This is a genomic window from Pikeienuella sp. (assembly GCF_046290545.1).
GTDB lineage: Bacteria > Pseudomonadota > Alphaproteobacteria > Rhodobacterales > Rhodobacteraceae > Pikeienuella.
On record NZ_JBKAGV010000018.1, the window covers coordinates 85,834 to 109,003 of the forward strand.

20 protein-coding genes are annotated in these 23,170 nt (G+C 71.0%); 16 read left to right on the forward strand and 4 right to left on the reverse strand.

Features of this window, described 5'->3' with window-relative positions; all coding sequences use genetic code 11:
* Positions 1 to 207 precede the first annotated feature (207 nt).
* The 7 genes from murB to recN all read left to right on the forward strand — a co-directional run bounded on the left by murB (position 208) and on the right by recN (position 8,674).
* The gene (gene murB / locus ACE37J_RS21375; protein WP_409715744.1) at positions 208 to 1,197 is read left to right on the forward strand and encodes a UDP-N-acetylmuramate dehydrogenase; all 990 of its coding nucleotides are present in this window, start codon (positions 208 to 210) and stop codon (positions 1,195 to 1,197) included.
* 32 nt (positions 1,198 to 1,229) lie between these two features.
* Entirely contained in the window at positions 1,230 to 2,144 is a 915-nt protein-coding gene (locus ACE37J_RS21380; protein ID WP_409715747.1) for a D-alanine--D-alanine ligase, read from the forward strand.
* A complete protein-coding gene (locus tag ACE37J_RS21385) occupies positions 2,132 to 3,022 on the forward strand; it encodes a cell division protein FtsQ/DivIB (RefSeq protein ID WP_409715750.1) in 891 nt (296 codons plus the stop codon). Before ACE37J_RS21380 ends, ACE37J_RS21385 begins: the two co-directional genes overlap by 13 nt.
* Complete coding sequence (ftsA, locus tag ACE37J_RS21390) at positions 3,022 to 4,353, forward strand: cell division protein FtsA (RefSeq protein ID WP_409715753.1); 1,332 nt, start codon at positions 3,022 to 3,024, stop codon at positions 4,351 to 4,353. Before ACE37J_RS21385 ends, ftsA begins: the two co-directional genes overlap by 1 nt.
* Before the next feature lie 112 nt (positions 4,354 to 4,465).
* A complete protein-coding gene (ftsZ, locus tag ACE37J_RS21395; RefSeq protein ID WP_409715756.1) occupies positions 4,466 to 6,025 on the forward strand; it encodes a cell division protein FtsZ in 1,560 nt (519 codons plus the stop codon).
* A 118-nt stretch (positions 6,026 to 6,143) separates the two neighbouring features.
* Positions 6,144 to 6,986, forward strand: coding sequence for an outer membrane protein assembly factor BamD (locus ACE37J_RS21400; RefSeq protein ID WP_409715759.1), 843 nt, complete (start codon positions 6,144 to 6,146; stop codon positions 6,984 to 6,986).
* A gap of 23 nt (positions 6,987 to 7,009) precedes the next feature.
* The gene (recN, locus tag ACE37J_RS21405; RefSeq protein ID WP_409715762.1) at positions 7,010 to 8,674 is read left to right on the forward strand and encodes a DNA repair protein RecN; all 1,665 of its coding nucleotides are present in this window, start codon (positions 7,010 to 7,012) and stop codon (positions 8,672 to 8,674) included.
* 48 nt (positions 8,675 to 8,722) lie between these two features.
* Here the strand turns inward: recN and ACE37J_RS21410 are convergent, their stop codons facing one another.
* From ACE37J_RS21410 to ACE37J_RS21420, 3 genes are all read right to left on the reverse strand, one after another.
* Positions 8,723 to 9,391 carry a FecR domain-containing protein gene (locus tag ACE37J_RS21410; RefSeq protein WP_409715765.1) on the reverse strand — a complete coding sequence of 223 codons (669 nt, stop codon included), beginning with the start codon at positions 9,389 to 9,391 and terminating at the stop codon, positions 8,723 to 8,725.
* Positions 9,392 to 9,469: 78 nt separating this feature from the next.
* Complete coding sequence (locus ACE37J_RS21415) at positions 9,470 to 10,066, reverse strand: FecR domain-containing protein (protein ID WP_409715768.1); 597 nt, start codon at positions 10,064 to 10,066, stop codon at positions 9,470 to 9,472.
* 98 nt (positions 10,067 to 10,164) lie between these two features.
* On the reverse strand, positions 10,165 to 11,538 hold the full coding sequence (locus tag ACE37J_RS21420) for an FAD-binding oxidoreductase (RefSeq protein ID WP_409715771.1): 1,374 nt from the start codon (positions 11,536 to 11,538) through the stop codon (positions 10,165 to 10,167).
* Between the two features lie 121 nt (positions 11,539 to 11,659).
* On the opposite strand from ACE37J_RS21420, the gene ACE37J_RS21425 reads away from it, so the two are divergent.
* The 9 genes from ACE37J_RS21425 to ACE37J_RS21465 all read left to right on the forward strand — a co-directional run bounded on the left by ACE37J_RS21425 (position 11,660) and on the right by ACE37J_RS21465 (position 21,703).
* The gene (locus tag ACE37J_RS21425; protein WP_409715774.1) at positions 11,660 to 12,181 is read left to right on the forward strand and encodes a thioesterase family protein; all 522 of its coding nucleotides are present in this window, start codon (positions 11,660 to 11,662) and stop codon (positions 12,179 to 12,181) included.
* A 67-nt stretch (positions 12,182 to 12,248) separates the two neighbouring features.
* Positions 12,249 to 13,571: an ATP-binding protein gene (locus tag ACE37J_RS21430; RefSeq protein WP_409715777.1), complete on the forward strand. Its 1,323-nt coding sequence runs from the start codon at positions 12,249 to 12,251 to the stop codon at positions 13,569 to 13,571.
* On the forward strand, positions 13,568 to 14,965 hold the full coding sequence (locus ACE37J_RS21435; RefSeq protein ID WP_409715780.1) for an ATP-binding protein: 1,398 nt from the start codon (positions 13,568 to 13,570) through the stop codon (positions 14,963 to 14,965). The genes ACE37J_RS21430 and ACE37J_RS21435 overlap by 4 nt, the downstream gene beginning before the upstream one ends.
* 39 nt (positions 14,966 to 15,004) lie before the next feature.
* Positions 15,005 to 16,675: a chloride channel protein gene (locus ACE37J_RS21440; RefSeq protein ID WP_409715783.1), complete on the forward strand. Its 1,671-nt coding sequence runs from the start codon at positions 15,005 to 15,007 to the stop codon at positions 16,673 to 16,675.
* 22 nt (positions 16,676 to 16,697) lie between these two features.
* Positions 16,698 to 17,153, forward strand: coding sequence for an acyl-CoA thioesterase (locus tag ACE37J_RS21445; RefSeq protein ID WP_409715786.1), 456 nt, complete (start codon positions 16,698 to 16,700; stop codon positions 17,151 to 17,153).
* A gap of 242 nt (positions 17,154 to 17,395) precedes the next feature.
* Entirely contained in the window at positions 17,396 to 18,217 is an 822-nt protein-coding gene (locus ACE37J_RS21450) for an OmpA family protein (protein WP_409715789.1), read from the forward strand.
* A 117-nt stretch (positions 18,218 to 18,334) separates the two neighbouring features.
* Entirely contained in the window at positions 18,335 to 18,631 is a 297-nt protein-coding gene (locus tag ACE37J_RS21455) for a hypothetical protein (protein ID WP_409715791.1), read from the forward strand.
* A gap of 71 nt (positions 18,632 to 18,702) precedes the next feature.
* Positions 18,703 to 20,523, forward strand: coding sequence for a M3 family oligoendopeptidase (locus ACE37J_RS21460; RefSeq protein WP_409715794.1), 1,821 nt, complete (start codon positions 18,703 to 18,705; stop codon positions 20,521 to 20,523).
* A 382-nt stretch (positions 20,524 to 20,905) separates the two neighbouring features.
* Positions 20,906 to 21,703 carry an IclR family transcriptional regulator gene (locus ACE37J_RS21465; RefSeq protein ID WP_409715797.1) on the forward strand — a complete coding sequence of 266 codons (798 nt, stop codon included), beginning with the start codon at positions 20,906 to 20,908 and terminating at the stop codon, positions 21,701 to 21,703.
* On the opposite strand, the gene ACE37J_RS21470 is transcribed toward ACE37J_RS21465, so the two are convergent.
* On the reverse strand, positions 21,700 to 23,118 hold the full coding sequence (locus ACE37J_RS21470; RefSeq protein WP_409715800.1) for a Glu/Leu/Phe/Val family dehydrogenase: 1,419 nt from the start codon (positions 23,116 to 23,118) through the stop codon (positions 21,700 to 21,702). The genes ACE37J_RS21465 and ACE37J_RS21470 overlap by 4 nt on opposite strands.
* Positions 23,119 to 23,170 lie beyond the last annotated feature (52 nt).

The window sequence follows — 23,170 nt, forward strand, 5'->3', positions numbered from 1 at the left end:
GCGCAAGCCGGAGGCCGAGGGGCGCCAAGCCGCCGCGTCGGTCGAAGATCGGGCCGTGGTCGTCGCGGCGAGCGCGGACTCGCGGTCGCCGGGGGGGCGACGACCGCGGGCCGATCTGACGCAGGTCAGATCGGCCGGGCGCAGACGGTTCCCTTCGCGCGATGGCCGGGCGGGCGTGCTTCCCTGCCCAACCCCTCGGCTCCGCGCATGACCGGCGCTCGGCCCGAAGACCTCGCCGCCCGCTTCGCCGGCCGGCTCCATGCCGGGCGCCCGCTCTGGCCGCTCACCTGGCTCCGGGTCGGCGGGCCGGCGGAGCTGCTCTTCATCCCGTCGGACGCCGCGGACCTCGCCGCCTTCATGGCCGAGCTGTCGCCGGAGGCGCCCGTCACGATCATCGGCGTCGGCTCCAACCTTATCGTGCGGGACGGGGGCGTGCCCGGACTCGTCATCCGCATCGCCGGGCGCGGCTTCGGCGCGGTCGAGCAGCTGCCGGGCGCGCGCATCCGCGCCGGGGCCGGAGCGCTCGACTCGCGCGTCGCGGAAGCGGCGGCGGATGCCGGGATTGGCGGGCTTGAGTTCCTGCGCACCATTCCGGGCTCCATCGGCGGCGCGGCGGCGATGAACGCGGGCTGCTACGGCGCCTACATGGCCGACGTGTTCGAGAGCGCGGAGGCGGTGACCCGCGCGGGCGAGACGATCACGCTCGGACCGGAGGACATGAATTTCGCCTACCGCTCCTCAAACCTCCCCGAAGGCGCGATCCTGACTTCGGTGACGCTGTGCGGGAGCCCTGACGAGCCCGAGGCGATCCGCGCCCGCATGGCCGCGGCGCTGGCGAAACGGGCGGAGACGCAGCCCGTGAAGGACCGCACGGCCGGCTCCACCTTCCGCAACCCGGCCGGCTTCTCCTCCACCGGGCGGGGCGATCACGGGCAGGAGCTGATGGCCTGGAAGCTGATCGACGAGGCGGGCTGCCGCGGGCTGCGGCTCGGCGGGGCGGTGATGAACGAGATGCACCCGAACTTCCTGACCAACGCCGGCGGGGCCAGCGCGGCCGATCTCGAAAATCTGGGCGAACTTGTCCGCAAAAGGGTTCTCAATTCATCGGGCATTAAGCTAGAGTGGGAGATACGTCGGATCGGGGTTCTCCCCGAAGCAGGCGAGACCGGGGAAAGCCCGGCGAAAACAGGCGAATAGCCCCCGTCAGAGGGGTGAGAAGCGAGGCGCGGATGTCGGGCAGGACGACGCGCGTGGCGGTGTTGATGGGCGGATGGTCCGCCGAGCGCGAGGTTTCCCTCGTCTCGGGGGCGGAATCCGCGAAGGCGCTGCGGAACGCGGGATACGACGTGATCGAGATCGACGCGGGGCCTGACCTCGCGCAGCGGCTCGCCGCGGCGGCGCCGGATGTCGTCTTCAACGCGCTGCACGGGCGCGGCGGGGAGGACGGATGCGTCCAGGGCCTCCTAGAGGTCATGCGCCTCCCCTACACCAATTCCGGCGTCCTCGCCTCCGCACTCGCGATGGACAAGGTCCGTGCCAAAGAGGTCTTCGCCGCCGCGGGCGTGCCCGTGGCCGAGGGCCGGCTCGTCCGGCGCGAAGAGGTGGAGCGGGGGCACCCGATGGAGCCCCCCTATGTCGTGAAGCCCTACAACGAAGGCTCCTCCGTCGGCGTCTACATCGTTCGCGAACAGGCCAACGGCCCGGCGAAGCTCGACGCCGGGGCGCCGGACATGCTTCTCGTCGAACGCTACGCGCCGGGGCGGGAGCTGACGGCGGCGGTGATGGGCGACAGGGCACTGGCGGTGACGGACATTGTCTCGACTACCGGCTGGTACGACTATACCGCGAAATACAGCCCCGGCGGCTCCCGCCACATCCTGCCCGCAGAGATTCCCGAAGAGGTGACGGAGGCGTGCCGTGCCCATGCGCTCGCCTGCCACCGCGCGCTCGGCTGCCGCGGCGTCTCGCGCACCGATTTCCGGTGGGACGAGACGAAGGGCGCGGAGGGACTCATTGTGCTGGAGGTCAACACCCAGCCCGGCCTGACGCCGACCTCGCTCATTCCCGAACAGGCGGCGCTGTTCGGGATCGACTTCGCCGCGCTCTGCCGCTGGATGGTGGAGGACGCCTCATGCGGGCGCTGAGCGCGCGGCTGATCGCCCTGAGGAACGACCCGGCGCCCTCTCGCCTCGGCTTCCGGCTGAAGCGGCTCTGGCGGAGCGCGCGGTTCCGCCGGGCGGCGACGGTGCAGGCGCCGCTCGCCGCGCTCGCCGCGGCGCTCGTCTGGTCCGCGGCGCAGCCGGATTTCCGCGCCGCGGGGCTCGCCGCTTTCGACACGGCGCGGGAGGCGGTGACGGCGCGCCCGGAATTCGCCATCCGGCGGATCGAGGTCCGGGGGGCGGGGTTGGAGGTGACGGCGGCGGTGGAGGCCGCGCTCGCGCCCTGGCGCGGCGCCTCCTCCCTCGCGGCGGATGCGGAAGCGGTGCGGAGCGCGGTTTCCGCTCTCGGCGCGGTCGCCTCCGCCTCCGTCCGGCTCTCGGCCCCCGAGACGATGATCGTTACGGTGGAGGAGCGTCTGCCTGCGCTCGTCTGGCGCCGGGGCGGGGCGCTTTCCCTCGTCGACGCGACCGGGGCGGAGATCGGGCCGCTCGCCGCGCGCACGGCGCGAGAAGACCTCCCGCTCGTCGCCGGCGAAGGCGCGGATGCGGCGGCGGAGGAGGCGCTGGCGATCTTCGCCGCCGCGGCCGGGCTCGGCCCCCGGCTCCGCGGGCTCGTGCGGGTCGGGGAGCGGCGGTGGGACGCGATCCTGCACGAGGGGCCGGTCATCATGCTGCCGGCGGAGGGCGCGGCGGACGCGATGGGCTACGCCGCAGCGCTCGACGCCGGGGAGCGGCTAACGCGCCGCGCCGTCACCCATGTCGACCTCCGCATCGCCGGCCGGCCGACCCTGCGCCTTACGCCGGAGGCGGCGGCGGCGCGGAACGAGACGAAGAAACCCCGAACCCCCGGTAAAGACGCATGATGACCACCCTTTCCGACATGCGCTCGATGCGCGAGCGGCTCCGCGCGGCGCTCCGCCGCGGGCTCATCGCCGTGCTCGACGTCGGCTCGGCCAAGACCGTCTGCCTCATCCTTGAGGTCGACGCGGCGCGGCTCGCCGCGGCGGAGGCGAAGGGCTCGGCGCATGAGGCGCATGCCGCGCTCCGCGTCGTCGGCGCCGGCCTCACTCGTTCCCGCGGAGTCCGGCTCGGCGAGATCGTGGAGATGGAGGAGGCGGAGCGCGCGATCCGCACCGCGCTGGAGCGGGCCGAAAAATCCGCCGGCGCGCGGGTCGACCAGGTGATCGCGGCGCTTTCCGGCGCCCGCCCGCGCAGCCACGCCGTCTATGGCGAGGCGGAGCTCGAAGGCGAGGAGGCCGGGTCGCGCGACATCGCCCGCGCCCTCGCTGCGGCGGAGGAGCCGGAGCGGCGCGAGGGGCGGGAGATGATCCACGCCATGCCGGTCAACTACACGCTCGACGGGCGGACGGCGACGGCGGACCCGCGGGGCATGGCGGCCCGCTCGCTCGGGGTCGATCTCCACACCGTCTCGGTGGACCGGACGCCGCTCCGCAACCTCGCCGCCTCCGTCCGGCGCTGCGACCTCGAACTTGCGGGCGTCGTGATCGGCGGTTGCGCCTCCGGCCTCTCGGCGCTGGTGGAGGACGAGCAGAAGCTCGGCGCCGCCTGCATCGACCTCGGCGCCGGCTCGACCGACATCTCGATCTTCCTGCGCGGCCGGCTGGTTCATGCGGACAGCGCGCGGCTCGGAGGGGATCACCTGACGCAGGACATTTCCGTCGGCCTCTCCATGCCGGTGGCGGAGGCGGAGCGGATCAAGACGCGGCATGGCGGCGCCATCGCCACGGGCATGGACGAGCGCGAGCTGATCGAGGCGCCGCATCTCGGCGGCGACCATCCGGCGGAGCGGCGCCGCATCTCCCGCTCCGCGCTGATCGGCGTCATCCGCCCGCGCCTGGAGGAGATCCTGGAGGATGCGCGGCGGCGGCTCGATCGGGCGGGGTTCCAGAACCTCCCCGGCCGGCGCATCGTGCTGACAGGCGGCGGCGCCCAGCTGACGGGGATCGAGGAGACGGCGCAGCGCATCCTCGGCCGGCAGGTGCGGATCGGGCGGCCCATGCGCGTCGCGGGCCTCCCCGCCTCGGTCAGCGGGCCGGACTGCGCGGCCGTAGTCGGCCTCGCGCTCCACGCCGCGCGGCCGCAGGACGAGGCCTGGGATTTCGAGCCGGCGGCGGCCTTCGCGCCGCGGCTCCGGCTCGTCGGCGCGGTGCGGTGGTTCCGCGAGAATTGGTAGGCTTTTAGGGGTTTTCGAATCGACATGATTCTTCCCCTGCGTTACTCTCTTTCGATAACGCCTCAACTCAACAACGAAGGCGTGGCAGCAGTGGCAAATACAGGCGGATGACATGGCCCTTACCCTGAAGTCGCCGGAGCCCGACGAGCTCCGGCCGCGCATCACCGTGTTCGGCGTCGGCGGCGCCGGCGGCAACGCCGTCAACAACATGATCGAGAAGAACCTCGAAGGCGCGGAGTTCGTGGTCGCGAACACGGACGCCCAGGCGCTTCAGCAGACGCGGGCGAGCCGGCGGCTCCAGCTCGGCGTCGGCGTCACGCAGGGGCTCGGCGCGGGGGCGAAGCCGGATATCGGCGCCGCCGCGGCGGAAGAGAGCCTCGAGGAGATCATCCGCCATCTCGAAGGCTCCCACATGTGCTTCATCACCGCCGGGATGGGCGGCGGCACGGGCACCGGAGCCGCGCCAGTCATCGCCCGCGTCGCGCGGGAGATGGGGATCCTCACCGTCGGCGTCGTCACCAAGCCCTTCCAGTTCGAAGGGTCGAAGCGCATGACCCTCGCCGCGGGCGGGATCGACGCGCTGCAGCAGGTGGTGGACACGCTCATCATCATCCCGAACCAGAACCTCTTCCGGATCGCCAACGAGCGGACGACCTTCGCCGAAGCCTTCATGATGGCGGACGACGTGCTCTATCAGGGCGTCAAGGGCGTGACCGACCTGATGGTCCGCCCCGGCCTCATCAACCTCGACTTTGCGGACGTGCGCGCCGTGATGGACGAGATGGGCAAGGCCATGATGGGCACCGGCGAGGCCGAGGGCGAGACCCGTGCGATCGACGCCGCGGAGAAGGCCATCGCCAATCCGTTGCTCGACGAGGTGAGCCTGAAGGGCGCCAAGGGCGTCCTCATCAACATCACCGGCGGCTACGACCTCACGCTCTTCGAACTCGACGAGGCGGCGAACCGCATCCGCGAGGAAGTCGATCCGGAGGCGAACATCATCGTCGGCTCCACGCTCGACCCGGACATGGAGGGGCGGATGCGCGTCTCCGTCGTCGCGACGGGGATCGACGCGGCCGCGATGGCGGAGAACCGGCCGACGCCGGTGGAGCGGCGCCCGGCCGCGACCGCCCGGATCGTGCCGGCGACGCCGGAGGCCCCGCGCCGCGCCTCCGCCATGCCCGCCGCGGCGGAGCGCCCGGCCGAGCCCGCGCCGCGCCCCGCGCCGCAACCGCTTCCGGCCGAGCCGAACCTCTTCGCAGAGGAGGAGGCGCCCTCCGCCCCCGCGCCGCGCGCGGAGGCCTATATCGCTCCCGCCCCGGTGCAGCCCGGCGACCCGCGCGCGGAGGCGCCCGAACCGGCGCCGCGCCGCCCGGCCCATGCCGGGGACCCGACGCCCTTCACCGTCCAGGGGATGCGCGACGCAGCGCAGGTCTCCCCGGGCGGGGAGGCCGAGCGCGGGCGCTTCGGGCTCAACAGCCTGATCCACCGGATGACGGGCGGCGGCGCGACGGCTGCGCGCTCGGCCCAGCCGGTCGGCCGGGCCGAGCCCGTCGCCCCCGCAGCGCCGCGCCCGGCGCAGCGGCCGGCGGAGCGGATCGAGGACTCGGTGGAGGATGACGAGGACCTCCGCATGGAGATCCCGGCCTTCCTTCGCCGCCAGGCGAACTGACGCAGAAGCGGCGGGCGCCCGCGCGGCGCCCGCCCTTCCCGCCCGCGCGGGTGGGCGATGACGGGGCCGCGAGGCCGTGCTATCGAACCGCCAGAGACGGCGGACGAAGGAATCGGACATGAAGCGGACGCGGATCACGGCGCGGACTTTGGGCGCAAGCCTCGCCCTCGCGGCGGCCCTGGCGCTCGCCGGCTGCTCGTCGGATGAGTCGCTGGTGGATGACGCGCGCCCGGCCGCCGACATCTTCGCCGAGGCCGAGGCGAATTATCAGGATGGCGACTTCACCGAGGCGGCGACCGGCTTCGACGAGGTCGAGCGGCTCTATCCCTATTCCAGCCTCGCCAAGACCGCGATGATCCGCTCCGCCGAAGCGTATTACCGCGCCCGCCGCTATGACGAGGCGCGCCTCGCCGCGCAGCGCTATCTCGATTTCTTCCCGTCCGACGAGGACGCGTCCTATGCGCAGTACATCGTCGCGCTGAGCTACTATGACCAGATTTCCGACGTCGGCCGCGACCAGGGCGACACGATCCGCGCCGGGCAGGCGCTCCGCGAGGTCATCGAGCGCTACCCCGACAGCCCTTGGGCGCGGGATGCGGCGCTGAAGCGCGACCTGACGCTCGACAACCTCGCGGGCAAGGAGATGGAGATCGGCCGCTATTATCTCGGCCGGGGCCATTACGTCGCCGCCATCAACCGCTTCCGCCGGGTGGTGGAGCAATACAACACCACGAGCCAGACGCCGGAGGCGCTGCACCGGCTCGTCGAAAGCTATCTCGGCCTCGGCGTGACGGCGGAGGCGCAGAACGCCGCCGCCGTGCTCGGCTTCAACTATCCGGGCTCCGAATGGTATGTGGACAGCTTCGCGCTCCTGACCGGAGAGCGGCTCGGGCCGGAGATCAGCCCGGAAAGCTGGCTGAGCCGCAACTTCCGCAAGGTCGTCTACGGCGACCAGTTCTGACCTGCGGGGCGCCGGCGGGGCCCATGCTCGAAAGTCTGGAGATCAGCGACATCGTGCTGATCGAGCGTCTGGCGCTCGAATTCGGCCCCGGCCTCACCGTGTTCACCGGGGAGACGGGGGCGGGCAAGTCGATCCTCCTCGACGCGCTCGGCTTCGCCCTCGGCTTCGCGGAGGCGCGCGGCCTGGTCCGCGCCGGGGCGGCGGAGGGGGCGGCGACGGCGATCCTTCGCGTCCCCTTCGGCCATCCGGCGCGGGCGATCATGGCCGAGGCGGGGCTGGAGGCGGATGCGGACGAGCTGATCCTCCGCCGCGTCGCGTCCGCCGCCGACCCGTCCCGCGCCTATGTGAACGACCGGCGTGTGAACGCGGAGACGCTCCGCGCGCTCGGGGAGGCGCTGGTGGAGGTTCATGGCCAGCATGACGACCGGGGCCTCCTGAACGCCCGCGGCCACCGCGCCCTGCTCGACGCCTTCGCAGGGGCCGAGCCTTCGCTCTCCGCCTGCCGCGCGGCGCACGGGGCCTGGCGGCGCGAGGCGGCGGCGCTGGAGGCGGCGGAGGCCACGCTCGCGGAGGCGACGCGGGAGCGGGAGACGCTGGCGCATTTCGTCGCCGAACTCGAAGCCTTCGCGCCCGAGCCGGGCGAGGATGCGGCGCTGGACGCGCGGCGGCGCGCGATGCAGGGCGCTGCGCGGATCCGGGAGGATGTGGCGCGCGCGCTCGCGCTTCTCTCCGAAGGAGCCGAGGGCGCGCTCTTCGACGCGAGCCGCCGCCTCGCCGCCGCCGCGGGGGAGGCGGAAGGCCGGCTCGACGGGCCGCTCGACGCGCTCGACCGGGCGAAGGACGCGCTCTCCGAGGCCGTCGCCGGGGTCGAGACGGCGATGGAGGCGATGGAGTTCGATCCGCTGGCGCTGGAGCGCGCAGAGGAGCGGCTCTTCGCCCTCCGCAAGCTCGCGCGGAAGCATGATTGTGCGCCGGACGATCTCGCCGCGCTCGCCGGCGCGCTTTCCGCCCGCCTCGCGCGGATCGAGGCGGGGGAGGGGGAGATCGCCGCGCTCCGCGCCCGGGCGAAGGCGGCCAAGGCGGCGCATCGCGAGGCCGCCGCCGCGCTCTCCGCCCTCCGGCTTGAGGCGGCGGGGCGGCTGGAGGCGGCGGTGGCGGCGGAATTGCCGGCGCTGAAGATGGAGCGGGCGCGGTTCCATGTCTCCGTCGAGTCTGCGGAGCCGGGGCCGGAAGGGGCGGAGGAGGTCACCTTCCTCATCGCCGCCAATCCCGGCGCCGCGCCCGCCCCGCTCGCCCGCGTCGCCTCGGGCGGCGAGCTTTCGCGCCTCCTCCTCGCGCTGAAGGTCGCGCTCTCCGCCGCGGGCGGCGCGGGGGCGATGATCTTCGACGAGATCGACCGCGGCGTGGGCGGCGCGACGGCGGACGCGGTGGGCCGCCGCCTCGCCCGGCTCGCGCGCGGGGCGGGCGCGGCGCAGGTGCTCGTCGTCACCCATTCACCGCAGGTCGCCGCCTGGGGCGACGTTCAGTTCCGCATCGAGAAGCGGGTGGAGGCGGGCGCGGCGCGCACCGAAGTCCGCCGGCTCGCGGAGGGCGAGCGGGCGGAGGAGATCGCGAGGATGCTCGCCGGCGGCGCGGTGACGGCGGAGGCGCGCGCCGCCGCCTCGGCGCTTCTGGCGGCGGCGGGCTAGAGCGTCATCCGTCCTGACTGGTCTTCCGGGCGGATGACGCGCGAAGCCTCAGAAGTCGCTCGGCGACTCGTGGCTCTCCTCGGCGTCGATCCCGGGATCGCCCGCGCCGCCCGCCTCTCCGCCGAGCGGGTTCGTGACCGGAACAGGCGGTGCCTCGCCGGGCTCGCAGCCTCCGGCGGAGCAGGTCGCGAAGGCGGGCGCCGTGAACTCGAACACGGTCGCGCTGTTCGCCGGCGCCGCCGTCACCACGCCTTCGAGGACCCAGAGCCGGATCAGGTCGTCGCTCGGCGCCTCGATCCAGAAATCCGTGCCGCGCACGCCGATCGTGCCGATCGAGGTGGAGACGGCGACGCCCTCCTTCGGCATCCGCCCGCTCACCATCCGCATCGCGCCGCGGCTCAGCGAGAGCGCGAGCGAGCCCGGCCGCCCGGCGCCGGCGAAGACGTAATCGTCGATCACGAGGGAGGCGTTCGGCGCGACGGTGAGCGCGGTGCCGTCCTCCAGCCGGATCTCCGCCGTGCCGTATTGCTTCGTGTAGACCCGCGCATTGCGGAAGATCTCCGCCCCCGCGTCGATCGGAAAGCCGACGGCGCCCTCGGCCTGCAGCGCATCCTGCTGGACGGCGACGGCCCGGCCCGCGAGCTCCGCCGCGCCGGCGCCGCCGGCGCAAAGCGCGGCGACCGCGGCGGCGGCGATGAAGTTCCGTTTGATGGACATGGCGATTTTCCCCTCATTGGCGACATGCCAGCGTCGCCTGTTTGACATGAAAGTGTAGCAGACCACGCGGCGCCTGTCTCAGCGCCGCGCCGTCGGGTCGATCGGATAGACGATGGGCCGAGGCGGCGGCCATGCCTCCCGGCAGGTCGTACGGGTGCATTCGGCATAGACCGGCTCGTCGAAGACGAAAACCTCGTTCGAATCCACCGGCCGGGCGATGACCGAGCCTTCGTCCACCCAGAGCCGCGTGAGGCCCGGCGTGTCGACATCCAGCCAGAACTGCGTCCCGCGCACGCCGATATTCGCGACCGCCGTCCGGAATTCCGACTCGTCCTTCTTCAGCCGCCCGCTGATGACGCGAAGCGCGCCCTTCGCCAGCGACATGCCGACGGCGCCGCCCTCCGGGTCATAGACATAACTGTCGATCACGATGGAGGAGGAGGGGCCGACGAGCAATTCCGTCCCGTCGTCGAGCGCGACCTCCATCGTGCCGTAGGTCTTGGTGTAGAGCGTGGCGTTCTGGATCACTTCCGAGCCGCGCCGCATCGCATAGCCGGCGAAGCCCTCCTTCTGGAAGGATTCCGCCTGCACGCGGATCGCCTCGCCCGCGCGGTCCGCGGCGGCGAGGCCGGGAAGGGCGAGGAGAAGGGCGGCTAGGGAGAGGCGTGCGGTCATCGGCGATCCTGTCTTCCGTCTCTTCCCGACCTAGGCGCCCGTCGCCGCGGGCGCTGTGATCTTTCGCAAGCCTCGGAGCGGCTTAAGTAGCGCCCCCGTCAGTTCACCTCCACCACCTTCCCCGGGTTGAGGATGTTCTTCGGGTCGAGCGCGCGCTTGATCTCCGCCATCACGGCGTAGCCGGCGCCGTGCTCCTCCTCCATGTAGCGCTTCTTGCCGACGCCGACGCCATGCTCCCCCGTCACCGTGCCGCCGAGGCGGATGGCGCGGCGGTTCATCGAATGGGTGAGCTTCTTGGCCAGCTCCAGCTCCTCCGGTTTCTCAGGGTCGATCAGGAAGCCGCAATGGAAGTTCCCGTCCCCCACATGGCCGATGATGGGTGAGATCATGCCGGATTCCGCGATCTCCTCCGCCGTCTCCAGCAGCGCCTCCGCGAGGCGGGAGATCGGGACGCAGACATCGGTGGAGAGGGCGCGGCAGCCCGGCTTCAGCTTCAGCGACGCATAGTAGAAATTGTGCCGCGCGTGCCAGAGCCGGTTCCGCTCCTCGAGGTTGGCGGACCATTCGAAGCCCATGCAGCCATGCTCCCGCGCGATCTCCCCGAAAAGCTCCACCTGCTCCTTCGCGCCCGCCTCGGTGCCGTGGAACTCGACGAAGAGATGCGGAACCTCCGGCAGGCTCATCGAGCCCGAGATGTTCACGGCGCGGATCGCCACCGGGTCCACGATCTCGATCCGCGCCATCGGCACGCCCATCTGGATCGTCTGGATCACGGTGTTGACGGCGGACGGCATGTCCGGGAACGGACAGACGGCGGCGGTGATGCTATCGGGCTGGCCCTGGAGCTTCACCGTCAGCTCGGTGATGATGCCGAGCGTGCCCTCGGAGCCGATCATCAGCTTGGTCAGGTCGTAGCCGGCGGAGGATTTCCGGGCGCGGGAGCCGGTGCGGATGATCCGCCCGTCCGCGAGCACCACTTCGAGCGCCATGACGTTCTCCCGCATCGTGCCGTAGCGCACCGCGGTGGTGCCGGAGGCGCGGGTCGCCGCCATGCCGCCGAGGGAGGCGTTGGCGCCGGGATCGACCGGGAAGAAGAGCCCGGTCGCCCGCAGCTCCGTGTTGAGCTGCTCCCGCGTCACGCCGGGCTGCACCACGGCGTCCATGTCCTCTGCGTGGATTTCGAGGACCCGGTTCATCTCCGACATGTCGAGCGAGATGCCGCCGTTGAAGGCGACGGCGTGCCCTTCGAGCGAGGTGCCCGTGCCCCAGGCGACGATCGGACAAAGCTCCTCGTTGCAGATCTTCACGATGGCGGAGACTTCCTCCGTCGAATGCGGGAAGGCCACTGCGTCGGGCGGGACGGGGGTGAAATAGCTCTCGTTCTGCCCGTGCAGGTCGCGCACGGAGGGGGAGGTCGAAAGCCGCTCCCCGATCAGATCCCGCACCCGCGCTATCGCCGCCTCAACGCTCATCGTCGTCGCCTCCCGCTGTTTGCCGGAAGGCGTAGCGCGAACCGCGCCGGCAAGGAAGCCCGCTTGGCGGGGCGGCGGCGCGCGTCTATCACGGGACGCGACGCAAGAAAGAGGAGGCGCCATGCGCGACCTGAGCCCCTGCTGCCCCGACCGGGACTTTCCCGCCGGCATGGTCCCGATGCAGCCGCAGGTCGTCCTGCCCGAATGGATCGACTATAATGGGCACATGAACGTGTCCTACTACACCTTCGCCTTCGACAAGGCCTTCGACGACCTTCTCGACAACTGGCTGGGCGTCGGCGTCGAGTTCGTGAAGCGCGCCCGCCTCGGGCCGATGGCCCTGCAGACGCAGATCTGCTATCTCGCGGAGCTGGTGGAAGGGGAGCCGTTCCATGTGGAGACGCGCATTCTCGACCATGACGAGAAGCGGATGCACTTCTTCGGCGTGATGGTCTCGGACCGGACAGGCAAGCGCGCGGCGACCTATGAGAGCCTCGGCATGAATGTCGATCTCGAGACGCGCCGGCCCGCCCCCTATCCGGCCTGGGCGCAGGAGCGAATCGCGCGGATGGCGGCGGCGCAGGCCGCGCTGCCGCTTCCGCCCGAGGCCGGGCAGAAGCTCGGAATCCGGCGGAAATCGTGACTGGCCGCATTAGCCAAGGCTTCAGCTTCCTTCGATAGCGGTGTCGTGCAGGAGGCGAGGCAGGCGGATGCGGTTCACAAAGGCGATGGCGCTGAGGTCGACGGCGGCGATCCTGCTGTGTCTCGCCGTGGCCGAAGCCGTGGTCTTCGTCATGACCGTTGTCATCGAGCCGGAGCGGCTGGTCTTCGAACTGTCGGTGACGGCGGCCATAACGCTGATGATCGCGACGCCCGTCATTCTCTATTTCGTCACGCTCACCGAGGAGCTTAGGGCCGCGAAGCTGAGCGCAGCAGCGGCCGATCGGGCAAAGAGCGCTTTCCTCGCCAACATGAGCCACGAGATCAGGACGCCGATGAACGGCGTGCTCGGCGTCGCCGAACTTCTGGACCATACGCCACTCGACGAGCGGCAGAAGGGCTATGTCGGGCTCATCAAGTCCTCCGGCGACGCCCTGCTGACGATCATCGACGAGGTGCTCGATCTCTCGAAGGTCGAGGCCGGTCGGATGGAGTTGCGTCCGGAGCCGTTCTCGCCGCACGCCCTCGTCGGGGATGCGGCGGCGCTGATGGCGGCGCGCGTCGGCGACGGGCCGGTCGAGGTGATGGCGCGGGTCGCGCCCTCCGTGCCCGAAACGTTGATCGGGGACGGCGGGCGGCTCCGGCAGATCCTGCTGAACTTCGCTGGCAACGCCGTGAAATTCACGGAACGCGGCCATGTTCTTATCGAGGCGACGGGCGCGCCGCGCCGCGGCGGCTTCCTCCTCCGCCTCGCGGTGGAGGATACCGGCCCCGGCGTTCCCCGAGAGGAGCGCGTCCGGATTTTCGAGGCGTTCAGGCAGGGCGACGAGACGCTCCGCCGTCGGCATCAGGGCGTGGGCCTCGGCCTCGCCGTCAGCGCCTCGCTGACGCGGCTGATGAATGGCGCGATCTGGGTCGAGGCCGGGCCGGAAGGCGGCGCGCGTTTCGTCATGGAGGCGCTTCTCCCGGCCGAAGCCGCGGAGGCGGCGCGGCCGCTCGAAGGCGCGCGGCTCCTGCTCGTTTCCGTTTCCGGGCGACACGCCCGCATCCTTGAAGAGGCGCTGTCGGCCGCGGGGGCGCGGTCCCGAACCTGTGCGACGGCGGCCGCCGCCGCCGCGCTCCTCCAGGCGGGCGAGCCGGCGGAGGCGGCGCTGCTCGACTGGCGGGGCGAGCCGGAGGCCGAGATCGCTCTCCTCGACGCGGCCGCAGGGCAAGCCGGCGCCGGCCTCATCCTCCTCACGCCCTTTGGCTCCGTCCCGCCCCCCCGACGCCCCGGCCTGACGCTTATGCGCCCGGTCTGCGCGGCGGCGCTGACCGAGGCGGTGAACCGGGTGAGGGCCGCTGCGCGGCGGCCCGCACGGCTCGTCTCATGACGACGCAAGGCGGGTTCCCGACCGCACGCCCCGCCTCTCGCTGGCGGGTCCTGCGCACGACGGCGCTGGTCTCCGTCGCCTGCGTCATCGGCTCCAACGCGCTCTCGCTCGTCTACGCTCTGGCCGCGGATCTTGACTCCGAAATGCTGTGGACGACGATCATCCTCACCACCTTCATCTCCGGCGTCGTCTCGGGACTGACCTGCTGGCGATTCGTGCTGGATGCGGAGAAGCTCCGCGCCGCGAAGGCGGAGGCGGAGGCGGCCAACCGGCGCGCCGCCGCAGCCGACCGGGCGAAGAGCGCCTTCCTCGCGAACATGAGCCACGAGATCAGGACGCCGATGAACGGCGTGCTCGGCGTCGCGGAACTTCTCAACCACACCGACCTCGACGAGCGGCAGCGGAGCTATGTCGGCGTGATCAAGTCCTCGGGCGACGCGCTGCTGAAGATCATCGACGAAGTGCTCGACCTTTCGCGGATCGAGGCGGGGCGGATGGAGCTGGAGCCTGCGTCCTTCGCGCTTCGGGATCTGGTCGAGGATGTGGGCCTTCTGATCGCCGCGCGGGTCGCGGAGAAGCCGGTCGAGGCGCTGGTCTCCGTCGACGCCGCGCTGCCGGACCGGCTGACGGGAGATGCGGGGCGGCTCCGCCAGATCCTTGTGAACCTCGCTGGGAACGCCGCCCGCTTCACCGACGAGGGGCATGTGCTCATCTCCGCCGAATCCGCCGGCAGGAGCCGGGACGGCGCCGCGCGGCTTGTCCTTGCGGTGGAGGATACCGGGCCCGGCGTGCCGGAGGCGGAGCGGGAGCGGATCTTCGGCGCCTTCGTCCAGGCGGAGGGGGCCTTCGCGGGCAAGAGCGCGGGCGCCGGACTCGGGCTCTCGATCTCGGCCTCGCTCGCCGCGCTGATGAAGGGCTCCATACGCGTCGAGGAAGCCCGGGGCGGCGGAGCCCGCTTCGCCCTTGAGGTATCCCTGCCGCCCGCGCCTGCGCCTCCGCGGGCGCGGGCGCTTGAGGGCAGATGCGTCGCGCTCCTCTCCGCTTCTCCGGTCCACGGCGCGATCCTCGAGGCGCTCCTCTCCGGCGCCGGGGCGGAGGTCCGGCGGGCGGCGGAGCCCGGCGACGCGGCGGCCCTTCTCGCGGACGGCCGCGCGGGCGCCGCCCTTCTCGACTGGCGGGGCGAGCCGCCCGAGGCGCTCCGGCCCTATCTCGATGCGGCGGCCGAAGCGGGCGCCGGAATGGTCGCGCTGGCGCGGTTCGGCGGCTCTGAGCCGGGGCAACCGGGAATTCGCGTTCTCTCTCGCCCCGCGCCGGCCCGGGCGCTCGTTGCGGCGCTGCTCGACGCCGCGAAGGCGGCGCGCCAACCTTCCGCGGCGCGGGCGCATCGTCTATAGCGAGAGCGGGCGCCGGGAGCGGGCGCGGGGAGGCGAGGCATGCCCGACGGCACGGCGGCGGAGGCGGCGAAGCGGCGACGAAAATGGCTCGGCGCCCTCGCCCATCAGGCCGAAACGGCGCCGGGAAGGCTTGTCTTCTGGGCCGTCGCGCTCGTCGTCGGGGTAATGGCGGGATACGCCGCCGTTGGCTTCCGCCTGTCGATCGACATTCTCCAGACCTTCTTCTACGGCGCGGGAAACCAGACGATCCACAGCCACGCGGCGGGGCTCGATCCCTGGATCGTCTTTCTCGTCCCGGTTTTCGGCGGGCTCGCCGTGGGCCTGATCCTCTCGCGCTTCACGCCCAACGCCCGCGCGCTCTCCGTCTCCGATGTGATCGCCGCGGCGGCGCTCCGGGATTCGCGGGTGGACCGGAAGGCGGGCCTCGCCTCCGCCGCCGCCTCGCTCATCACCCTCTCGACCGGCGGTTCGACCGGTCGCGAGGGGCCGGTGGTGCATCTCGCGGCGGTGATCGCCGGCTGGGTGGACGACCGGCTGAACCATCATGGCGTCACCGCGCGGGACATTCTCGGCTGCGCCGTCGCCGCCGCCGTCTCGGCCAGCTTCAACGCGCCGCTCGCCGGGGCGCTCTTCGCGCTCGAGGTCGTGCTGCGGCACTACGCGCTCCACGCTTTCGGCCCGATCGTGATGGCCTCGGTGGCCGGCGCGGTGATCGCACGGGTCCATATCGGGGAGTTCACGCAATTCACCCTCCCGGAAAACACGCTCGGCTTCTACGAGGAGATTCCCGCCTTCATGCTGCTCGGAGTCTTGTGCGGTTTCGCGGCGGTCGTGATGATGCGGACGCTCTTCGCGGCCGAGGATTTCGCGGATGCGGCGCAGAAGCGGCTCCGCTGCCCGGTATGGGCCAGACCGATGATCGCGGGCGCGATGCTTGGCGCGCTCGCCATTCCCTTCCCTCATGTGATCGGCGTCGGCTACGAGACGACGACGCGGGCGCTGACCGGCGGGCTCGACTTCCAGGCGGCGGTGCTCTTCGCCGTGGTGAAATGCGCGGCGGTCACGATCACCTATGCCGGGCGGATGGGCGGCGGCGTCTTCTCCCCCTCGCTCATGATGGGGGCGTTGACCGGGCTCGCCTTCGGCGCCGTCGCCTCAAGCGTCTTCTCCGGCCTGCCTGGCTCGGAAGGACTCTACGCGCTGGCCGGCATGGGCGCTTTCGCCGCCGCGGTGCTCGGCGCGCCGATCTCGACCACGCTTATCGTGTTCGAGCTGACGGGGGATTATCAGGCGGCGATCGCGGTGATGGTCTCCGTCTCCGTCGCGACCGTCGTGGCGAGCCGCTTCGTCTGGAAGAGCTTTTTCCTCAGTCAGTTGAAGCGCGCCGGCGTCGCGCTCGGCGGCGGGGCGGCCCGCTTCCTGCCGGGCACGATCCCGGTCCGCGGCCTCATGCGGGTGCGCGGCGCGGATGACGGTGCGTCGGACACCGCCTGTCTCGCCCTCGCGGAGCAGGGCGTGAAGCTCCGGCAGTGGGACACGCTGGCGGAGGCGCTGCCGCTTTTCGAGGCGTCGCGGCGGCTCGAATTCGTGCCGGTCATGGCGCAGGTCGTCGACGGGCGGGAGGAAATCGTCGGCGCGCTCTATCAGGTGGACGCGCTGCGGGCCATGAACCGCGCCCTGATCGAGCGGGACGAGGAGCGCGGCGGCTGAGGCCCCTCAAGGGAGAACTTCGATGGACCACTATCCGAAGCCGGAACGCGCGGCCTTTCCGGCCTTCCAGCGCATTCCGACGCGCTGGAACGACAACGACGTCTACGGCCACATGAACAACGTGGTCTATTACGAATACTTCGACACGGCGGTGAACCGCTGGCTGATCGGCTCCGGCGCGCTCGACGTGCCTGCCGGGCCTTTCCTGGGCCTCGTGGCGGAGACGCGGTGCCGCTTTCTCGCCGGCGTCGGCTTCCCCGACATCCTCGAGATCGGCCTCTCCGCGCTCCGGGTCGGGACGTCGAGCGTAACCTACGGTCTCGGCCTCTTCCGGGAGGGCGAGCCGACGCCCGCCGCGGTCTGCCGCTATGTCCATGTCTATGTGGCGGCGGAGACGCGGCGGCCGATCCCGATCCCCGAATCGCTCCGCGAGGCGCTGGCCGCGCTTGCCCCGCCGGAAGCCGCGGATTCCGCCTGAAAGCCCACGCCGCCGCCCTCTTTTCGTCGCAATCGCGGCTCATCAGGGGGCGAGCGTCAAACCCTGTGGCGGAATGGTGACGGAGTTGCCGGGTTGACGCAGCGAAGGGCCTTAAGTCGCTTGCCATGTTGTTTTTGCGCGCCTGACGTGCCAAAACACACGCAAGCCGGAAAACGGCTTGAACGAGGGTCGTAGATTTGGGCGCGCCGAGCAGTGCGGCCCGCAAAGAGACGGAGAGAGGGATGAAGATGACTTCCCGAATCGCACTGGCAGGCGCCGCGCTGGTCGCCGCCGGGTGCACGAACATTCCCGGCGCGAATCTTGGCGGGACCTTCGGCGCAGCCGACTTCCTGGCGATGGACATGCCGGGCGGCGACTTCAACGCCGAACTGGCGAAGCAGTATCAGTCCGCCGCGGCGTTCAACGCCACGAAGGAAGTGAACTGGATGGACGCGGCCGGCTACATGGACCGCTCCAACGCGGCCGCCGCCGGCGGCGTCGCCCCCTGGAATCCGGCCGATCTCGGCATCGGCGGCGAAGCCGCGGCGATGTATTCCGAAGTCGGCGCGGGCATCGCGGCGAACGCGGCGACCAACCCGGCCGCCTGCGCCGAGGCGCAGAAGCTCTGGGATCAGTGGCTCGAAGCGCAGTACCAGCCCACCGGCTGCCTCGACGCCGATGAGGTCAAGGCGATGTTCGACGCGGCCTATGCGGCCTGCCTCGGCTCCGGCCCGGCCAACTTCATCGTCTACTTCGGCTTCGACCGGTCGAACCTCACGGATGCGGCGCGCGGCGTCGTCTCTGATGTGGTCGCCGCGCTCTCCGGCGTCGCCAACCCGATCGTCTCGCTTGTCGGCCATGCCGACACGTCGGGCCCGGCGGCCTACAACGTCGGCCTTTCCCAGCGCCGCGTGAACACGGTCGCCGACGCGCTGGCCTCCGCCGGCGTCCCGATGGGCGGCGTCACCCGCGCCGCGCGCGGCGAGGCCGAGCCGGCCGTCCCGACGGGCGACGGCGTGCGCGAGCCGCGTAACCGCCGCGTCGAGATCACGATCGGCAACTGATCCGGCAGGCGCCTCCGGGCGCCGGCCCCAACGAACAAGAGCCGCTCCGCATCCGTGCGGGGCGGCTTTTGCTTGGAACATGATGAACCGTCCGCCCCTGGCGCCTATATGCCCGGGATGAGATTCTTGCGCGCCGCCGCCTTCGCCCTTCTTGTCGCCACGCCTGCCGCTGCGGACGAGGCGGGCGAGCCGATCCTGCCGGGGGAGGAGGAGCTTCGCGCCCTCGGCGAGGAGGCGGAGGCGATGCTCAGGCGCTTCGCCGAGACGCTCGACCCGATGGCGAAGCGCCTCCGCGCGCTGATTGACGATCTCGACGCCTACGAGGCGCCGGAGCGTCTCCCGAACGGAGACATCATCATCCGCCGCAAGCCGGAGGCGCCGGATCCGCCCCCCGACGGCGGGATTTCGCTCTGACGCGGCGCCTTTCCCCCGCCTGTGCGCCGCCCTACCCTCCCTGCCGTGCAAAGAGAGACGAAGGACCATCCATGACCCCGATTCCCGCCCCGCCCCGCGACGCCGCCTCCCCCTCCGGCGGCGCGCCCTTCGGCGACCTGCCGGAATGGCGGCTCGACGATCTCTATCCGGGCATGGAGAGCGCGGAGCTGAAGGCTGACCTTGCCTGGCTTGCCGCCGCGATCCCGGCCTTCGCGGCGGACGCGCAGGGGAAAATGGCGGCGATGGAAGGCGACGCGCTCGCCGCGCTCCTCGCCCGTTACGAGGCGATCCAGGGCAAGAGCGGGCGGATCATGTCCTATGCCGGGCTCCTCTACAGCCAGAACACGGCGGACGGCGCGCGCGGCAAGTTCTACGCGGACCGGGAGGCGGAGATCACCGCGCTCTTCAACCCGCTCGTCTTCTTCACGCTGGAGCTTAACCGGATCGAGGATGCGGCGCTGGAGGCGAAATTCGCCGAAAGCCCCTCCCTCGCCCGCTACCGCCCCTGGTTCGAACGCCTCCGCGCCTTCCGCCCGCACCAGCTTTCGGACGAGCTGGAGACATACCAGCACGACATGTCCGTCGTCGGCGCCTCCGCCTGGAACAAGCTCTTCGACGAGACGATGGCCGCCCTCGAATTCGACGTGGAGGACGAAACCTTGAATCTCGAGGCGACGCTCAACCTCCTCTCCGATGCGGACCGGGCGCGGCGCGAGGCGGGGGCGCGGGCGCTGACGAAGGTGTTCAAGGCCAATCTCCCCCTCTTCGCCCGCATCACCAACACGCTCGCGAAGGAAAAGGAGATCGAGGACAAGTGGCGCAAGCTGCCGACGCCGCAGCACGCCCGCCATCTCTCCAACCATGTCGAGCCCGAGGTGGTGCAAGCGCTGCGCGACGCGGTGGTCGCCGCCTATCCCACGGTCAGCCATCGCTATTATGCGCTGAAGGCGAAATGGCTCGGCCTCGAAAAGCTCGAATTCTGGGACCGGAACGCGCCGCTCCCCTCCGCCGACGACCGGAAAATCTCGTGGGACGAGGCGAAGGAGACGGTGCTCGGCGCCTATGCCGGCTTCGACCCGAAAATGGCCGACCTCGCCCAGCCCTTCTTCGAGAAGGGCTGGATCGACGCCGCGGTGAAGCCAGGCAAGGCCCCTGGCGCCTTCGCCCATCCAACGGTGACGGAGGCGCATCCCTATGTGATGCTGAATTATCTCGGCAAGACGCGGGACGTGATGACGCTGGCGCACGAGCTTGGCCACGGCGTGCATCAGCTGCTCGCGGCGGGGCAGGGCGAGCTTCTCTCCCGCACGCCGCTGACCCTGGCGGAGACGGCCTCCGTCTTCGGCGAGATGCTGACCTTCAAGCGCCTCCTCGCCGCCGCCGCGCCGGAGAAGCGGAAGGCCATGCTCGCCTCCAAGGTGGAGGACATGATCAACACCGTCGTCCGCCAGATCGCCTTCTACGAGTTCGAGAGCCGGGTCCACGCCGCGCGGCGCGAGGGCGAGCTGACAAAGGAGCAGCTGGGCGAGATCTGGATGGGCGTGCAACGGGAAAGCCTCGGCCCCGTCTTCGACTTCGCGGAAGGCTACGAGACCTACTGGACCTATATCCCGCACTTCATCCACTCGCCCTTCTATGTCTACGCCTACGCCTTCGGGGATGGTCTGGTGAACGCGCTCTATGCCCGCTACGAGGCGGAGCCTGAGGGCTTCCAGCAGAAATATTTCGACATGCTGGCGGCGGGCGGCGCGAAGCATCACCGGGAATTGCTCGCGCCCTTCGGGCTTGACGCGACGGATCCGGATTTCTGGAAGATGGGCCTCGGCGTCATCTCCGGCATGATCGACGAGCTGGAGGCGATGGAGGGGTGAGAGCGGGCGGGGCGGGGGAAGCGCCTTTCGCCTGCTCAAGCGAGCATACGTCCATCATGGCGAGTTCCGCCTTAAGTAGCGCCCGGCGGATCAGACCCGCGGCTGATCCGCCCGCGGCCGCCGCCCCCCGGCGGCAGCGTTTCCGCGCCCGCCGCGGAGGCCGCCGGCAGATCTTCGGCCGACGCGGCGGCTTGGCGCCCCTCGCCCTGCGGCTTGCGCCTTCGGGCGGCGGCCTCTGCGACCTTCCACTGGAAGGTCGCTGACCGATGCCGGGGACTTGAATGGCGGGCGAGCGCCAAGCTCGGCCGCCCCGCCGCGCCCGGCAATTGCCGGGCGCAGAGCCGCGGTGTAGGCTGGCTGTTCAATAATGAATGGCCTGCTCATGAATGAACCGGACGCCGCCGAAGCCGCCTATTCCGTCCCGCCCGTCCACCGCGCCTTCGCGCTCCTTCGCCACATCGCCGGCGGCGGGCGCTGCCGCAACGTGAACCAGACGGCGAAGAGCCTCGGCATCAACCGCACGACGATGATCCGCCTCCTCCACACGCTGGAGGCGGAGGGGATGATCGAGCGGATCGAGGAGGATGCGGGCTGGCGGCTCGGCCCCGGCATGATCGTCCTCGCCGCCGACGCGCTGAAATCGCGCGACGTCGTGCGCGTCTCCCGCCCGATCATGGCGCGGCTGGCGGCCTCCCTCTCGCTCTCCTCCCATCTCGGCGTGCTGGACGGGCGGGAGATCATCTATCTCGCGCGGGAGACGCCGGATTCGCACCTTGTCAGCAATATCCGCGAAGGCTCGCGCCTGCCGGCCCACGGCACGACGGTCGGGCGCGTCCTCCTCTCGCATCTGCCGCCGGAACGGCTTCGCGCGCTCTATGCCGGCGCGGAGCTCGCCGCCTACAGCGACAGGACGGCGACGAGCCTGGAGGCGCTGGAGCGGCAGCTGGCGGAGGACCGGGCGCGCGGCGTCGCCTGGTCCGTCTCCAACTATGAGCGCGGGCTCGGCTCCTGCGCGGCGCCGGTGCATGACCATCGCGGCCGCGTTGTCGCCGCGATCAACGTCACCGGCCCGGCCGAAGCCTTCGAGCCCGGCGCGCCCCGCGCCGAGGAGATCGAGGCGGCGGTGAAGGCGGGCGCGGAGGAGGCCTCCGCCGCGCTCGGCTGGCGAAGGGGCGCCTAGAGCCCGAGGCTCTTGTAGGCCGCGGCGACTCGGCCGATGGAGACGAGATAGGCCGCCGTCCTGAGGTCCGTCACCTCGGGCCGCGCCCGCCAGACCTCGGCGATGGACTGATATGCGCCGCGCATCGTGTCTTCGAGCCCGGAGCGGACCAGCGCCAGTTCGTCCGCCCCCTTCAGGAACTTCTCCGAGAAGGTCGTGGAGACGGTCTGGCCCGTCAGCCGCTCCAGCTCGTCGATCAGCATCCTGTGCCGCGATTCCTCCTGCCGCCGCTGCATCCGGCCGAAGCGGATATGGGAGAGGTTCTTGACCCATTCGAAATAGCTCACGGTCACGCCGCCGGCGTTCGCGTACATGTCCGGGATGATGACGCAGCCCTTCCGGCGCAGGATCTCGTCCGCCCCCGCCGTCACCGGCCCGTTCGCCGCCTCGATGATGAGCGGGGCCTGGATGCGCTCCGCATTCGTGAGGTTGATCGCCGCCTCGAAGGCCGCGGGAATGAGGATGTCGCACTCCTCCTCCAGAAGCCGCGCGCCCTCCGCGATGTATTTCGCGCCGGGAAAGCCGCGGACGCCGCCCTGCTCGATCATGTGCTGGCGCACCCGCTCCACCGGCAGGCCCGCCGGGTCGAATATCGCGCCGTCCCGCTCGATCACGCCGGTGATGCGGCAGCCGTCCTCTTCCTCCAGAAACTTGGCGGCGTGATAGCCGACATTGCCGAGGCCCTGGACGATGACGCGCTTGCCGTCGAGGCTCCCGGTCAGCCCGGCCTTCTTCATGTCCTCCGGGTGGCGGAAGAACTCCTGCAGCGCATATTGCACCCCGCGCCCCGTCGCCTCCACGCGCCCGGCGATGCCGTGGGCGGTGAGCGGCTTGCCGGTGACGCAGGCGCGGGCGTTGAGCTCCGACGTGTGCATCCGCGCGAACTGGTCGGCGATCCAGGCCATTTCGCGCTCGCCCGTCCCCATGTCCGGCGCCGGGACGTTCTGGCTCGGATGGATCAGGTCCCGCTTGATGAGCTCATAGGCGAAGCGGCGGGTGATGCGTTCGAGCTCGTCCTCCTCCCATTCCTTCGGGTCGATGCAGAGCCCGCCCTTGGAGCCGCCGAAGGGCGCCTCCACCAGCGCGCATTTGTACGTCATGAGGGCGGCGAGCGCCTCCACCTCGTCCTGGTTCACGCTCATGGCGTAGCGGATGCCGCCCTTCACCGGCTCCATGTGCTCGGAATGGACGGAGCGGTAGCCGGTGAAGGTGTGGATGCGCCCGCGCAGCTTCACGCCGAAGCGCACCGTATAGGTGGAGTTGCAGACGCGGATCTTCTCCTCCAGCCCCGGCGAAAGGTCCATCAGCGCCACCGCGCGGGTGAACATCATGTCGACGGACTGGCGGAAGGAGGGTTCGGAGGTGTGCTGGAGCATGGCGCTCTCCCCTGTGGCCGGCCGCGTGGGCTCGCGGCTCATCCCCCATAGA

What these genes read in the sequence shown, in the direction of transcription:
- ftsZ (WP_409715756.1), top strand. Translation starts at nt 4,466, where the DNA reads ATGGCCCTTACCCTGAAGTCGCCGGAGCCCGACGAGCTCCGGCCGCGC.
- ACE37J_RS21455 (WP_409715791.1), top strand. Translation starts at nt 18,335, where the DNA reads ATGAGATTCTTGCGCGCCGCCGCCTTCGCCCTTCTTGTCGCCACGCCT.
- ACE37J_RS21420 (WP_409715771.1), bottom strand. Translation starts at nt 11,538, where the DNA reads ATGAGCGTTGAGGCGGCGATAGCGCGGGTGCGGGATCTGATCGGGGAG.
- ACE37J_RS21440 (WP_409715783.1), top strand. Translation starts at nt 15,005, where the DNA reads ATGCCCGACGGCACGGCGGCGGAGGCGGCGAAGCGGCGACGAAAATGG.
- ACE37J_RS21415 (WP_409715768.1), bottom strand. Translation starts at nt 10,066, where the DNA reads ATGACCGCACGCCTCTCCCTAGCCGCCCTTCTCCTCGCCCTTCCCGGC.
- ftsA (WP_409715753.1), top strand. Translation starts at nt 3,022, where the DNA reads ATGACCACCCTTTCCGACATGCGCTCGATGCGCGAGCGGCTCCGCGCG.
- ACE37J_RS21380 (WP_409715747.1), top strand. Translation starts at nt 1,230, where the DNA reads ATGTCGGGCAGGACGACGCGCGTGGCGGTGTTGATGGGCGGATGGTCC.
- recN (WP_409715762.1), top strand. Translation starts at nt 7,010, where the DNA reads ATGCTCGAAAGTCTGGAGATCAGCGACATCGTGCTGATCGAGCGTCTG.
- ACE37J_RS21470 (WP_409715800.1), bottom strand. Translation starts at nt 23,118, where the DNA reads ATGCTCCAGCACACCTCCGAACCCTCCTTCCGCCAGTCCGTCGACATG.
- ACE37J_RS21465 (WP_409715797.1), top strand. Translation starts at nt 20,906, where the DNA reads ATGAATGAACCGGACGCCGCCGAAGCCGCCTATTCCGTCCCGCCCGTC.
- ACE37J_RS21425 (WP_409715774.1), top strand. Translation starts at nt 11,660, where the DNA reads ATGCGCGACCTGAGCCCCTGCTGCCCCGACCGGGACTTTCCCGCCGGC.
- murB (WP_409715744.1), top strand. Translation starts at nt 208, where the DNA reads ATGACCGGCGCTCGGCCCGAAGACCTCGCCGCCCGCTTCGCCGGCCGG.
- ACE37J_RS21450 (WP_409715789.1), top strand. Translation starts at nt 17,396, where the DNA reads ATGAAGATGACTTCCCGAATCGCACTGGCAGGCGCCGCGCTGGTCGCC.
- ACE37J_RS21430 (WP_409715777.1), top strand. Translation starts at nt 12,249, where the DNA reads ATGCGGTTCACAAAGGCGATGGCGCTGAGGTCGACGGCGGCGATCCTG.
- ACE37J_RS21385 (WP_409715750.1), top strand. Translation starts at nt 2,132, where the DNA reads ATGCGGGCGCTGAGCGCGCGGCTGATCGCCCTGAGGAACGACCCGGCG.
- ACE37J_RS21400 (WP_409715759.1), top strand. Translation starts at nt 6,144, where the DNA reads ATGAAGCGGACGCGGATCACGGCGCGGACTTTGGGCGCAAGCCTCGCC.
- ACE37J_RS21435 (WP_409715780.1), top strand. Translation starts at nt 13,568, where the DNA reads ATGACGACGCAAGGCGGGTTCCCGACCGCACGCCCCGCCTCTCGCTGG.
- ACE37J_RS21445 (WP_409715786.1), top strand. Translation starts at nt 16,698, where the DNA reads ATGGACCACTATCCGAAGCCGGAACGCGCGGCCTTTCCGGCCTTCCAG.
- ACE37J_RS21460 (WP_409715794.1), top strand. Translation starts at nt 18,703, where the DNA reads ATGACCCCGATTCCCGCCCCGCCCCGCGACGCCGCCTCCCCCTCCGGC.
- ACE37J_RS21410 (WP_409715765.1), bottom strand. Translation starts at nt 9,391, where the DNA reads ATGTCCATCAAACGGAACTTCATCGCCGCCGCCGCGGTCGCCGCGCTT.